Source organism: Tepidibacillus sp. LV47 (assembly GCF_048381575.1).
GTDB lineage: Bacteria > Bacillota > Bacilli > Tepidibacillales > Tepidibacillaceae > Tepidibacillus.
On sequence record NZ_JBLWIF010000004.1, the window covers coordinates 1 to 13379 of the forward strand.

The 13379-nt window shown below is 37.0% G+C and carries 14 protein-coding genes; all 14 read left to right on the forward strand.

Annotated elements, in window-relative coordinates; all coding sequences use genetic code 11:
* The first annotated feature begins 154 nt into the window (after nt 1-154).
* Complete coding sequence (locus ACMW72_RS06155; protein ID WP_418367970.1) at nt 155-1327, forward strand: SPOR domain-containing protein; 1173 nt, start codon at nt 155-157, stop codon at nt 1325-1327.
* A gap of 93 nt (nt 1328-1420) precedes the next feature.
* Nucleotides 1421-2842 carry an aspartate ammonia-lyase gene (gene aspA / locus ACMW72_RS06160; RefSeq protein ID WP_418367971.1) on the forward strand — a complete coding sequence of 474 codons (1422 nt, stop codon included), beginning with the start codon at nt 1421-1423 and terminating at the stop codon, nt 2840-2842.
* A 142-nt stretch (nt 2843-2984) separates the two neighbouring features.
* Nucleotides 2985-3224 (forward strand): DUF4321 domain-containing protein, encoded by a 240-nt coding sequence (locus tag ACMW72_RS06165; RefSeq protein WP_418367972.1) that lies wholly within the window; start codon nt 2985-2987, stop codon nt 3222-3224.
* A 10-nt stretch (nt 3225-3234) separates the two neighbouring features.
* Nucleotides 3235-3849: a Maf family protein gene (locus tag ACMW72_RS06170; RefSeq protein ID WP_418367973.1), complete on the forward strand. Its 615-nt coding sequence runs from the start codon at nt 3235-3237 to the stop codon at nt 3847-3849.
* Nucleotides 3850-3899: 50 nt separating this feature from the next.
* Nucleotides 3900-4589 carry a RadC family protein gene (gene radC, locus ACMW72_RS06175; protein WP_418367974.1) on the forward strand — a complete coding sequence of 230 codons (690 nt, stop codon included), beginning with the start codon at nt 3900-3902 and terminating at the stop codon, nt 4587-4589.
* Nucleotides 4590-4694: 105 nt separating this feature from the next.
* Complete coding sequence (locus tag ACMW72_RS06180; RefSeq protein ID WP_418367975.1) at nt 4695-5717, forward strand: rod shape-determining protein; 1023 nt, start codon at nt 4695-4697, stop codon at nt 5715-5717.
* Nucleotides 5718-5744: 27 nt separating this feature from the next.
* A complete protein-coding gene (mreC, locus tag ACMW72_RS06185; protein WP_418367976.1) occupies nt 5745-6605 on the forward strand; it encodes a rod shape-determining protein MreC in 861 nt (286 codons plus the stop codon).
* On the forward strand, nt 6606-7121 hold the full coding sequence (gene mreD, locus ACMW72_RS06190; RefSeq protein ID WP_418367977.1) for a rod shape-determining protein MreD: 516 nt from the start codon (nt 6606-6608) through the stop codon (nt 7119-7121). It abuts the gene before it with no gap.
* 15 nt (nt 7122-7136) lie between these two features.
* A complete protein-coding gene (locus tag ACMW72_RS06195) occupies nt 7137-9041 on the forward strand; it encodes a peptidoglycan D,D-transpeptidase FtsI family protein (protein ID WP_418367978.1) in 1905 nt (634 codons plus the stop codon).
* Nucleotides 9042-9124: 83 nt separating this feature from the next.
* The gene (locus ACMW72_RS06200) at nt 9125-9775 is read left to right on the forward strand and encodes a septum site-determining protein MinC (RefSeq protein ID WP_418367979.1); all 651 of its coding nucleotides are present in this window, start codon (nt 9125-9127) and stop codon (nt 9773-9775) included.
* A gap of 13 nt (nt 9776-9788) precedes the next feature.
* Nucleotides 9789-10586 carry a septum site-determining protein MinD gene (gene minD / locus ACMW72_RS06205; protein ID WP_418367980.1) on the forward strand — a complete coding sequence of 266 codons (798 nt, stop codon included), beginning with the start codon at nt 9789-9791 and terminating at the stop codon, nt 10584-10586.
* An 82-nt stretch (nt 10587-10668) separates the two neighbouring features.
* Nucleotides 10669-11802: a rod shape-determining protein RodA gene (gene rodA, locus ACMW72_RS06210; protein ID WP_418367981.1), complete on the forward strand. Its 1134-nt coding sequence runs from the start codon at nt 10669-10671 to the stop codon at nt 11800-11802.
* Nucleotides 11803-11882: 80 nt separating this feature from the next.
* On the forward strand, nt 11883-12545 hold the full coding sequence (locus ACMW72_RS06215) for a peptidoglycan DD-metalloendopeptidase family protein (RefSeq protein ID WP_418367982.1): 663 nt from the start codon (nt 11883-11885) through the stop codon (nt 12543-12545).
* Nucleotides 12529-13374, forward strand: a complete 846-nt coding sequence (locus tag ACMW72_RS06220; protein WP_418367983.1) for a M50 family metallopeptidase — start codon at nt 12529-12531, stop codon at nt 13372-13374. Before ACMW72_RS06215 ends, ACMW72_RS06220 begins: the two co-directional genes overlap by 17 nt.
* Nucleotides 13375-13379: the final 5 nt, after the last annotated feature.

Here is a 13379-nt window from a genome sequence, read left to right on the forward strand (position 1 = left end):
CTAAGATAAACAGAATTTTTATTTTTTATCTGTCTACCTTAAGGGGAGCATATCATTTTTTTTTGAGTCTGCTTTTTTTATTATTTTTTGTTCTATCAATCTCGTGAATTCATATATATGAATTAAGAGATTAGGACAAAGGGGTTGATTTGCGATGGACAAGCCAAGAATAACGATCAGGCTGAACCAGCCGAATGATAGGCTGAATCAGAATCAGCCAAATGGGCAGAAGGTACAGGAACGAATAGAAGGTACCAATCAACGGGAAGATCCCATCACTGCTTTAGAGATGGAGATAAAAAGAGCCGATGAGATTCAAAGGGAACGGGAAAGACAACATGAAGAGGTAATCATGCCTGAAATTGAAATGGATGAAGACCTTTATCGAGAAAGGTTTCGAAACAAACGTCCCAAAATCATTTCATGGTTTGCTTCATCAAAAGATGGGAAAAATACGACAAAAAAAAGGGCGGATCATTTATCATTTCGCCACAAAACCATATATCGACCAAAGAAACATTCAAGTAAAAAGATAAGAGAAGAATTCCAACTCAATCAGAATATTGCAAAAACAATCGGCGTAGGTTTAGGAGCGGTAGCTACTGGAATCTTGTTTGGCTTTATTCTCTTACATTTCTTTATCACCCCAATGATGGTAGGGACAGATTCAATTTTCACCAGTACGAATGGATCACGGCAGAGTTCAAAGCAGGTTGTCGTTATCCCGCAAAAAGTGGTTTATCTTCTTCAATCAGGTGTTTTTACCGATAAAAGTAGTGCAGAAACCGCGGCGACGGAATTCAAAAATGGAGGAAAAGCAGGTATTGTAAAAGAAGGATCTCCAAACCGTGTTTTTGTGGGAATTGCTCCAGATAAAGCACAGGGACAAGTATTAGTCGAATTATTAAAAGGAGAAGGCTATGATACCTATCTCAAACCCTACACCATTAAGGAATACCAAGCCAATATGAGTAACGAGACCTTTCAATCTTTTTATTCATGGATCAATGCAGGCGATCAAATGGTAAAATGGTTAGCTAGCCAATCCATCTCATTATTAAAAAACCCAAAGGCGACGGTAAATGAAAAAGAAATTCAAAAATATCATCAACAATATTTGACGCAAGCACAAGTCGTTTTAGAAAAACTGGAAAATGAAGAAAAAAGAAATGAACTGCAAATCGCAAAATCGATGATGAATCAGATAAATTATGCGATGACTGCTTTTACCGAGTTCCGTAAGACAAAAAGCCCCCTATATTTGTGGAATGTGCAAGATTCTCTGCTGAAATATGTCATGACATATGAAACTCTTGACCAAAAATAATGCACCGTATGTATAGGGAATTCTTGTATTAATTAAAAATGGGTGGGATAATAAGAGAGGAAAAAATAACAACTAGGGGGATAAATCTTACCCATGACAAAATATCGTATCGAAAGAGATCTATTAGGAACCAAAGAAGTCCCTAAAGATGCATATTATGGAATTCAAACGATGCGTGCAGTTGAGAACTTTCCAATTACGGGTTATCCACCTCATAAAGAATTGATTCGAGCATTTGGCTATGTGAAAAAAGCTGCTGCAATGGCAAATAAAGAAGTAGGGAGCTTAAATCCAAGAATTGCAGACGCAATTATCCAAGCTGCACAAGAAGTGATCGAAGGGAAATTACATGAATATTTTATCGTCGATTCGATTCAAGGTGGCGCAGGAACATCATTTAACATGAATGCCAACGAAGTGATTGCCAATCGCGCCATTGAAATCTTAGGTGGCAAAAAAGGGGATTATACGATCGTAAGTCCCAATACTCATGTAAACATGGCACAATCGACAAATGATGCTTTTCCTACCGCGATTCATATCGCCATATTGAATTTATCAAGAGGCTTACTTTATGAATTAGAACAATTAAAAAAAGCTTTTCATATTAAGGAACAGGAATTTGATAATGTGATTAAGATGGGAAGAACCCACTTACAAGATGCTGTTCCTATTCGTTTAGGACAGGAATTTGGTGCTTATGCGAGAGTGATTGGGCGGGATATAACTAGAATCAGTCAATCGGTACAACACTTAGACGAAGTTAATATGGGAGCAACAGCCGTAGGAACAGGATTAAATGCAATGCCTGAGTATATTCAACGAGTTGTTGAAATTTTAGCAGAATTAACTGGTCTACCCTTAAAAAATGCCGCGAATCTCGTTGATGCGACTCAGAATACGGATGCGTATACAGAAGTATCATCGGCATTAAAGATCTTAGCGATTAACTTATCTAAAATTGCCAATGATTTGCGTTTAATGGCTTCAGGACCACGAACAGGGTTTAATGAGATTAATTTACCACCAAGGCAACCAGGATCATCAATCATGCCAGGAAAAGTAAATCCTGTTATGGCAGAAGTCATTAATCAAATTGCTTTTCAAGTCATCGGAAATGATCATACAATATCACTAGCTTCAGAAGCGGGACAACTTGAACTAAACGTCATGGAGCCTGTTTTGGTATTTAACTTGCTTCAATCATTAACGATTTTACAAAACGGAATCCATGTTTTTACCAAGTATCTGGTAGAAGGAATTACCGCCAATGTGGAACGTTGTAAACAAATGGTAGAAAATAGTGTTGGAATCATTACTGCGATTAACCCTCATGTTGGATATGAAACAGCTTCCAGAATTGCCAAAGAAGCAATCACAACTGGCCGGCCTGTTCGGGAGATTTGTTTGGAACGAGGATTACTAACAGAGGAAGAATTAGATTTAATCTTAAACCCAAAGGAAATGACAAAACCAGGAATTGCCGGAGCATCATTACTTTTAAAGGGCAAATAAACACTTAAGAAGTTACGTCAAAAGGGCGTAACTTTTTTATTTTGGACAACTTTACCTTGTCACCTTATGATCTCTTTTGTTAAACTGAAAATAAAACATAAAAAATCGATATTTTGAGGAAATTTAGGAGAAAACGGAAAATATGAAGAAAAAATCAACGTTAACCCTCATTCTGCTACTTGTCATTGGTCTAATTTTTGGCAGTCTTCTCGGTAATCTTTTGGCTCATACATTTCCTATCTTAGCAAAATCTCAACAGATTACATGGCATCCTCAAGGAGATTTTCATATTTTGAAGTATGATTTTCATATTCAGGTTAAACTAAATTTAGCAAGCATTTTTGGATTAGCTGTTGCTTTGTGGATTTATCGAAGATTATAGGTGGGATCAGATGAGAAATCAAGTAAAAGCCATTATTCTCGCGTCCTCTTCCCCACGGAGAAAGGAATTATTAGAATTAGTAGGTATTCCTTTTCGCATTCATGCCAGCCATGTTAGCGAAAAAGTAAGTATCGATCTTACTCCTTCACAAGTCGTTGAGGAATTGGCGTTAAGAAAAGCCAAAGACGTCTCGAAGTTTTATCATGAAGGTCTTGTCATCGGAGCAGACACGATTGTTGTGTTGGATGGGCAAATTCTTGGCAAACCAAAAGATCGATCTGAAGCTTTTGCGATGTTAAAAAAAATTCAGGGTAAAACCCATACCGTTTATAGCGGGGTAGCTATCGTTGATTGTCAGTCAAAACGACAAATCGTTGCTCATCAAAAAACAAAAGTAAAAATGAAACCACTTTCTGATGATGAGATTGATGCTTACATCGCAACAAATGAACCATTAGATAAAGCGGGTTCTTATGGTATTCAAGGAATCGGCGCCATCTTAATCGAAAAGATCGAAGGGGATTATTTTAATGTGGTCGGTCTACCATTAGTTTTGCTTCACGATCTGTTAAAACAATTTCACATATCCATTTTAGAAGATTTTCATACCCAAAAACAAATGTAATACAGCTTAGCGTCCACTTATGCTATTTTTAGAAAAATGGGAGGCAAAAGATGGACAAGAATATTATGGTTCGGGATGTTCCTTTAGAAGAACGTCCTCGCGAACGGTTAATGAAGTATGGGGCAGAACAATTAAGTACGAGCGAATTATTAGCAATCATCCTTCGGACAGGAAGTGCAAACGAATCGGTTATCCAATTGGCAACAAAAATTTTGTCCAAATTTGAAACATTGCAAAACCTTTATGACGTTACTATAGAAGAGCTAATGGCGATCAAAGGAATCGGCGAAGCAAAAGCAATCGAAATCAAAGCTGCTATTGAATTTGGTAAACGAATTGTTAAAGCGACACCTGTAGAAAAAGAAACGATTCGCTCACCAAGAGATGTTTTTTCTTATTTATATGAAGATATGCGATTCTTACGTCAGGAACACTTTATTGCCATCTTGTTAGATACAAAAAATCACATCCTAGCAAAAGAGACGATTAGTATTGGTTCATTAAACGCATCGATTGTCCATCCTAGAGAAGTATTTAAACCTGCAATTAAAAAAAGTGCTTCTGCGATTATTGTTGCACACAATCATCCCAGCGGTGACCCATCGCCAAGTCGAGAAGATATCGAGATTACAAAACGTTTGTATCAAGCAGGAGAATTGTTAGGAATTGACGTATTCGATCATGTCATTATTGGCGAAGATCAATATTTCTCGATGAAAGAAAAGGGATTAATTGGATAAAAAAAACTTAATGAATTTATAGGAATAAAGGATTATAATTATTTGATGTGGCAGATTACATTTTCAAGACGCACCATTGTTAGACAGGAAGGGAGAACTAGAAACATGTTTGGTTCAAGATATATTGGAATAGATCTGGGAACTGCGAATACACTGGTATACGTAAAAGGAAAAGGAATTGTTGTGAGAGAACCTTCTGTAGTTGCAATCATGACCGAAACAGGAGAAATTAAAGCCGTTGGAAATGCAGCAAAACAGATGATTGGTCGTACGCCTGGAAGCATTGTTGCAAGGAGACCAATGAAAGATGGAGTTATTGCTGATTTCGATACAACCGCGACGATGATTCGTTATTTTATTAATCAAGCAGTGAAAAAGAAAAGTTTTTTTCATAGCAAACCTCATGTCATGGTTTGTGTTCCTTCTGGTATTACCGAAGTTGAAAAACGTGCAGTGATCGATGCAACCAAATTAGCAGGTGCAAAAGAAGCGGAAACCATTGAAGAACCGCTAGCTGCAGCAATTGGTGCTGATCTCCCAGTTTGGGAACCAACGGGTAGCATGGTTGTAGATATTGGCGGTGGTACCACTGAAGTTGCAGTCATCTCCCTTGGTGGTATCGTAAGTACACGTTCGATCCGTGTAGCTGGAGATGAAATGGATGAGGCCATTATTCAGTATGTGAAAAGAAATTATAATTTAATGATCGGAGATCGTACTGCTGAAGAAATTAAAATCCAAATCGGATCAGCGATTGCCCCAGAAGTAAAAGAATCAATGGAGATTCGCGGCCGAGATCTTGTAACAGGGTTACCAAAAACCTTAACGATAACCTCAACAGAAGTAGCGGAAGCATTAACTGATACGGTAAATAGTATCATTGATGCAGTAAAGATTACTTTAGAAAAAACCCCACCAGAATTAGCTGCCGATATTATGGATCGAGGTATCGTTTTAACAGGTGGCGGAGCATTATTACGTAATCTTGATCGTCGTCTAAGTAAAGAAACAGGAATGCCAGTTATTGTTGCAGAAAACGCCCTTGATTGTGTTGCAATTGGTACAGGAAAAGCATTAGAGCATATGCATCTGATCAAAAAGGCATCAGTTAAACGTTGGAAAAAATAGATAAACAGAAATAAAACAATTGAGTAGGTGTGCGAATTGTTCTCAAAACTATTTCGGAACAAACATTTAATTATCCTCTTGTTTAGCTTAATTTTTCTTTTGATTTTGGTGTGGACAACGCTAGGAAGTCGAGACCTTACATGGCCGGAAAAATTTATAAAAGATTCCACATCTATGATTCAAGGTATCATTTATAAACCCGCTAATGCTATAGCGGGTTTCTTTCAAGATATGTACCAATTTTCCCTGATTTTTAAAGAAAACAAAGCCTTAAAAAGCAGTTTGTCCCAATACTCACAAGTCATTGCTGAATTAAATCAATTGCGAGCAGAAAACAAAAAGTTAAAGGAAATGTTAGGTTATAAAGAAAAAGCAATGAATCAATATCAATTAAAAATGGCAAAAGTTATTTCTAGATCTCCAGATCGCTGGAATAATATGTTAGTCATTGATCAGGGACAAAAAGATGGAATTCAAAAAGGGATGGCTGTGATTACGACAAAAGGGCTCATTGGCAAAGTCTATCATGTCTCTAATTTTTCCTCGACCGTCCAATTGATTTCTGATAGTGAGCATGGTGGTTTTATCTTTGCTGCGATTCAGAGCAACCCCCAAGCTTATGGTGTGATTGATGGTTACGATGTAACGAAAAATGAGTTGAGATTAACGAAGATCGAATTAGATGTGAAATTAGAACCTGGTCAATTGGTAACAACATCCAATTTAGGGGGTACATTCCCAAATGGACTTGTCATTGGCAAAATCGTTCGTGTAGAGGAAGGGGAAAATGGCTTTACGAAGACAGCTTATGTGAAACCCGAAGCCAATTTATATCATATTGATTATGTTTTTGTCGTTCAAAAAACGATAGAAAAGGAGGGGGAGTAGATGCATAAGTTTTGGACCTACAGCATCCTCTTTCTTCTTTTCGTTTTTGAAGGAACTATTTTTCAATTTTTGTCTGTCGATTTTTTTTATTCTCTTGTTACCATCGTTCCCCATTTCGTTTTAGTGATGATTGTCTATATTTCCATCTTTCAAGATAAAAAGAAAGGTTTAATCATGGGACTTATTTTTGGTTTATTATATGATATCGTTTATGGAAAGATGATCGGGATTAACCTAATGGGAATGGCTTTGATTGGGTATTTTAGCGGTTGGTTAACCCAGTATTTTCAGCGGAGTTTCCCTTTATATGTTCTTATCGAAACATTAGCAGTATTTCTATTTGAATTATATTCTTATGGTATTTTACGATTATTTCATGTGATTGATATTTCGCTAGAATGGGCATTGATGCAAGTGATGATTCCAACAGTCATTGTTAATGGTATGATTGCAATCTTATTCTTTCGGCCATTTCAATTACTGATAATCGAAAGAAAAGCAGATGATGATCGGTAGATCGGGGTGAGCATTTTGCAAAAGGACAGAGTGAAAAAAACAATCGCCATACGGAGAATGAACCTATTGTTTTTTCTTGTATTTTTACTGTTTACTGTGATTATCTTCCGTTTATCTTTTGTTCAGTTGGTTGAAGGGAAAAATTATCGTGCTTTGGCAAACACCTATCGAGAAAAAAGTATTCCCATTACAGCACCCCGTGGACTGATTAAGGATCGTAACCATCAAGTATTGGTAAATAATAAAACGATTTGGACGGTTACCTTTCAAATCAACGAACAACAAAAACAAGATTATGATCAAATTGCAGAAACACTAGCCAATCTCGTTACCAAACCAGGGGAAAATAAACAAGAAATCAAAAAAGAAATTTTAGCAAGTATGGATGTAGGGCCTTTCTATAAGGACTCCAAATATATTCCTCGAACCATTTTGGAAGATGTTGACGTAAAAACAAGAGCTTATATCGAAGAACATAAAGAAGAATTGCCTGGAGTTGAGGTTATTCCTGATCAGATGAGAAATTATTTGTATAAAGATTTTATGGCGCAAACGATTGGTTATACGCGAAAAATCCCTGCTGGAGAATTGGAATATTACCAAGCGCTAGGATATAAATCTTCTGACCGAATTGGGATAAGAGGATTAGAAAAACAATATGAAAATGTCCTTCATGGAAAAGATGGCTATACCCTTGTTGAGGTTAACAGTTCTTATGAGACCGTAAGACAAAAAGAATATGTACCACCGATTCCTGGGAATAACATCATTCTAACGATTGATAAAAATTTTCAAGATGCAGTGGAAAAAGCTTTAGAAAATCAAATTAAAGCCCTTAAACCGAAACATAAGGATGCAGAGATTGGGATGGCTGTTGTCATGAACCCCAAAACAGGAGCCGTTCTAGCCCTTGCCAATTATCCACGATATGATTTAAATATTTGGAATGATCGAGTGACCCCTGATATGTGGAAAGCGATTATGAAATATGAACCTAACCATGCCATTCAAAGTGCCAATTCGGTTGGTTCAACGTATAAACCATTAACCGTTTTAATGGGACTTCAGGAAAATGTCATCACAACAAGTACGGTGATTCAGGATACAGGCCGCCTTCAGTATGACCGAAGAGCAGATGGTAGTGCCATTGTTATGAAGAACTTTGAAGGCCACGTCTATGGGCCATTAAATCTACAAAAGGCATTGCAGAAATCGAGTAATATTTTCATGGCGGAAATCGCTTTACGTATGAAACAAAAATATGGAATTGGTAAGACTTTAGATACCCAACGTTATTATGATCATATGTTTGGTTTAGGCGTAAAAACAGGTATTGATCTTCCTGAAGAAACAACAGGAATTACCTCAACTGCTCCAAACTATGTTCAACATTCGATTGGTCAACATGATACCTTTACCGTCATGCAACTGGCTCAATATGTAAGTACAATTGCCAATGACGGTTATCGAATGAAGCCGTATTTAGTTCAGGCAATTGAAGAAGGAACCCAATCGGGAACAGGAGGAAGAATCATTTATCACCGTGAGCCAGAAGTATTAAATAAAGTACCTATACCAGAAAAATATATTCAGGCTGTAAAACAAGGGATGTATTTAGTCACTCAACCAGGAGGTACAGCTTATTCTGCTTTAAAAGGGTTACCTATTAAAGTTGGGGCGAAAACAGGTACTGCTCAGGCCGCCGATCGATCAAAAGAAGATAATGCGGTATTTATTGGTTTTGCTCCTTTTGATGATCCAGAGATTGCTTTTGCGATCATGATTCCCCATGGTGGAACAGGGGGTGGATCTGCTGGACCTGTAGCAAGAGCAATCATTGAAGCCTACTTGCAATTGGGTATAAATAACGATGTACAGGATGTTACAGCAGATGAAACACCTAGCCCTTCTACCCGCTAGGATTAAATTTGAAGTTTTGTGACGAAAAAGAAGGATAAATCAGGAATGATGGCGAATGAATACTTACGAGGTGATCTTTGGCGATGACAAACAAACAAAACGTACTCATCAAAGGGACCAAAGATGGCCTGATGTTCCTTCTTAGCGATGATTGTCCATTTCATGAACTCATTAGTGAGTTACAAGAAAAACTAGAACATAGCCATCAGCATTTTTTATCAGGTCCAATTACGAAAGTTACGATTAAAACAGGGAACCGAAAGTTGACATTATACCAGGAAGAACAGATACGTGAACTCTTTAAAAAGAGAGGAAATCTATTGATTCAAGCAATTGAAGATGAAATCAAAGATCAACATTGCAGTGCAAACTATGTAAGGGTGGTAAGGGGAACGATCCGTTCAGGACAAGTCTACCAATTTGAAGAAAGTGTTCTTTTTATCGGTGATGTGAACCCTGGAGGCAACTTATTATCGACAGGAGATATTTATGTTTTAGGGGCTTTAAGAGGTGTTGCCCATGCAGGAATAAATGGAAATTTAGATTCAATTATTGCTGCATCTGTCATGGAACCTACTCAATTAAGAATTGGACATCTTGTTAGTCATCCCCCAGAGAAATGGAAAGGGAATCGAAATAAACAGGAATTTGCCTATGTAAAAGGCGATCAGATAGAACTGGATCAGATTCAACATCTCTTAAAGAGGGAGAACTTGTTGGCATCTTTCAAATAGGAGGCTCAGAAAGATGGGAGAAGCGATTGTCATTACTTCTGGAAAAGGTGGAGTAGGAAAAACAACCACAACAGCAAATATTGGAACCGTTTTAGCTTTGTTAGGAAAAAAGGTTTGTCTAGTCGATACAGACATCGGACTTCGAAATCTTGATGTTGTTATGGGACTTGAAAATCGAATCCTTTATGATCTTATCGATGTGATTGAAGGGCGTTGTCGTCTACAACAGGCATTAATCAAAGATAAGCGGTTTGATGAGTTATATCTCCTACCTGCGGCTCAAACCAAAGATAAAACTGCGGTTCAACCCCAGCAAATGCAAGATTTAATTACAGAATTGAAAAAGGAATTTGAGTATGTTTTGATCGATTGTCCTGCCGGGATTGAACAAGGGTTTAAAAACGCAATCGTTGGTGCAGATCATGCGATCGTGGTCACTACTCCTGAGATTGCTGCTGTTCGGGATGCCGATCGTGTAATTGGTCTACTTGAGAAAGAAAAACATATCAGCTCACCTAAGCTGATTATTAATCGCATTAAACCGCAATTAGTAAAAAAAGGGGATATGTTAGATATTGATGAAATCGTATCCATTCTTTCTATCGACTTGCTCGGTGTAGTGCCCGATGATGAATCTGTCATTCAAGGAGCAAACAAGGGTGAACCTACTTCATTAAATACAGAAACATTGGCAGCAATCGCCTATCGCAATATTGGGCGTCGAATATTAGGTGATACGGTTCCATTAATGAATCTAGAAGAAAAGAAAGGTTTTATGCATAAGTTTAAAAAGCTGCTTGGGATAAAATAGCAGGCCTTTTTATAAGGTACCTGCTTTTTTTTTCTGAAAAAGGTAGGATATAATGATAGTATGTGCATAGTGGAGGGAATAAATGATGGATTTTTCAAAGCGTTACTTTAAATATCTCGATTATTGGATCCTATTGATTCTTTTATTTTTAGGGATTTTTAGTTATTTAGGAATATCAAGTGCAAAGCCCGATTCTTCTTTAGCAACGAAACAGATGATCTGGTATGGAATCGGCTTTTTTGTTTTGCTGATCATGTTATTCATTGATTATGAGGTTTTTAGTCATTATACATATGTTTTATATGGAATTGGTCTATTTCTTTTACTGCTTCTTTTAATTGTTGCAGATAAAACAAAAGGGATTACAGGTTGGTTTGAATTTGGCAGTATTAAGTTTCAGCCTTCTGAAATCATGAAGATCATTACCATCATTACATTAGCGAATTATCTAAACAAAAGGGATGAGCAACCATTTGAACGTTTTATCGATCTTTATCCTATATTTTTGATTGTTGGTGCACCCCTTCTTCTGATTCTATTACAACCTGATTTAGGTACGGCCCTTGTCTTTATATCCATTACCCTAAGCATGATGTTAGTCTATGGTGTGAAATTTCGCCATTTTGCCATTCTTGGTGGAATTGGTGGTTTGGGAATTTTAATTTTAGCTTTTTTATATCATTTTAAACAAGCTCTTTTTTTTAAGGTTATTGAGGAATATCAATGGAAGAGACTAACATCTTTTATTGATCCAAGTTCTGATCCTCTAGGGAGTGGTTATCAGATCACTCAATCTTTAATTGCTGTGGGTTCTGGCATGTTAAAAGGTGTAGGGTTGCATCAAGGCAGACAAGGAAGATTAAACTGGGTCCCAGAGGCTCATACTGACTTTATTTTTTCCGTGTTATCAGAAGAACTTGGATTTATCGGATCGAGTCTACTCGTACTACTCTTTTTCTTATTGATCTATCGTGTTGTTCGAATTGGCATCGAAGCGAAAGATCGCTTTGGGACATATGTTGCTGCTGGTATGGTTGGAATGTGGGTATTTACGATTTTTGAAAACATTGGTATGACGATTAGTATTATGCCAATCACAGGGATTCCCTTACCTTTTGTCAGTTATGGGGGAAGTTCAGTTTTGGCCAATTTTATTTCGGTTGGTTTAATTTTAAGCATCGGGATGAGACGTAAAACTTTAATGTTTGATCGTTAATCCCTTTTATGCTAAGGCGTTCTAAATCCTTTTGACTTGTCATATTTTGTACTAATAGACAAGCCGAAAGGGTGAGAATCGTGGGAGTACGTTTTTCTCCTTCTCGTTATAGAAAAGAGAAGATACCATATCCTTATCGTCAATTTGATCGTTATGAAGAAAATAAAAAAGAAAGCAAAATCAATTGGTTCAAATGGATCGGCTCATTCTTCCTTGTCGTCTTGATTTTTTCCATCTTTCAAACCGACCATCCTTATACAAAAGTTGTAAGAAAATGGGTAGAAGAATCGGTAACAAGAGAGTTTAATTTTAAAGGAGTGTATGAGTGGTATGAGCGGACATTCAGCGGAAATCCAGCCATTCTACCAACTTTTTCAATCAAGCAAAAAGAACAGGGCCCGAAATTTCTCAAACCTTTTACAAAACCAGCGAAAAATATAAAATCCTTAAGTCAAGGGATTCTTGTTGAATTAACTCAACCTGATTCCATTGTTTCCGTTGAACAAGGGTTGGTTGTTTCCATCAGACAGGAACAAAATCTCGGACAAACCATCATTATTCGCCATAAAAATGGTATAGAAAGCATTTATGGGATGTTGGATCAATTACAAGTGGAAGAAAACGATTGGACTCAACCAGGGCAAGTTATAGGCTACACCAATCAAAGTTTATATTTTGCAATCCGAGATCGGTCTAAATTTCTAAATCCCATGGATGTGATTGCTTTTGAAAGTCAAAATTAATCCTTTTTTTTGGTTGATTATGATTGGAGCAATCGCGACCGGGCAATTTATTGAGATTATTACTTTATTTGCGGTTGTCATTATTCATGAATTAGGACATGTTTTGACGGCAAAAAGTTATGGCTGGAGAATTCACGAAATTCAACTATTGCCTTTTGGAGGAATGGCTAAGGTGGAACAACCAAACGACTCGCGATTGGAAGAATTTGTAGTTACAATTGCTGGGCCATTGCAGAATTTTATGATGATTCTCGTAACCGTGGGCTTTTGGCACCTACAATTGTGGTCAAATGAATGGGCCGCTTTTTTTATGAAAGCAAATCTTTGGATTGGCTTATTTAACTTGTTACCTATATCTCCTCTTGATGGCGAAAAGATAATGAAAACTATTTTTTACATAATTTTTCCTTTCAAAAAAGCAATCACGAATTCTCTTTTTATTAGTTTTGTATTAACCATACTTCTTTTCTTTTACTCTACAGGGTATTGGAATCATTGGAAATGGAATGTCAATGGCATCATTCTCTCTATTTTTTTTCTTTATCAAAATTGGATGGAAATAAAACAAGTCCCTTTTTATTTTTGGCAATTTCTTCTGCAAAAGGCACAAGCTACACCGAAACGAAATACATCTGCCGTGCCATTAATTGTGAAAGAAGAAACCTCAGTCTTGCATTCTCTTTATCTTCTAAAAAAGGAACGATATCATCTGTTTTACGTTTTATCTGATCAAGGTGAAATCGTCCGAACCATTCCTGAAGAAAAACTCCTTTCTTTTGTTTTTCAAAAGAAGGATCTTTACCAACCAATCGGGAATATTTCAGATTAGATTTA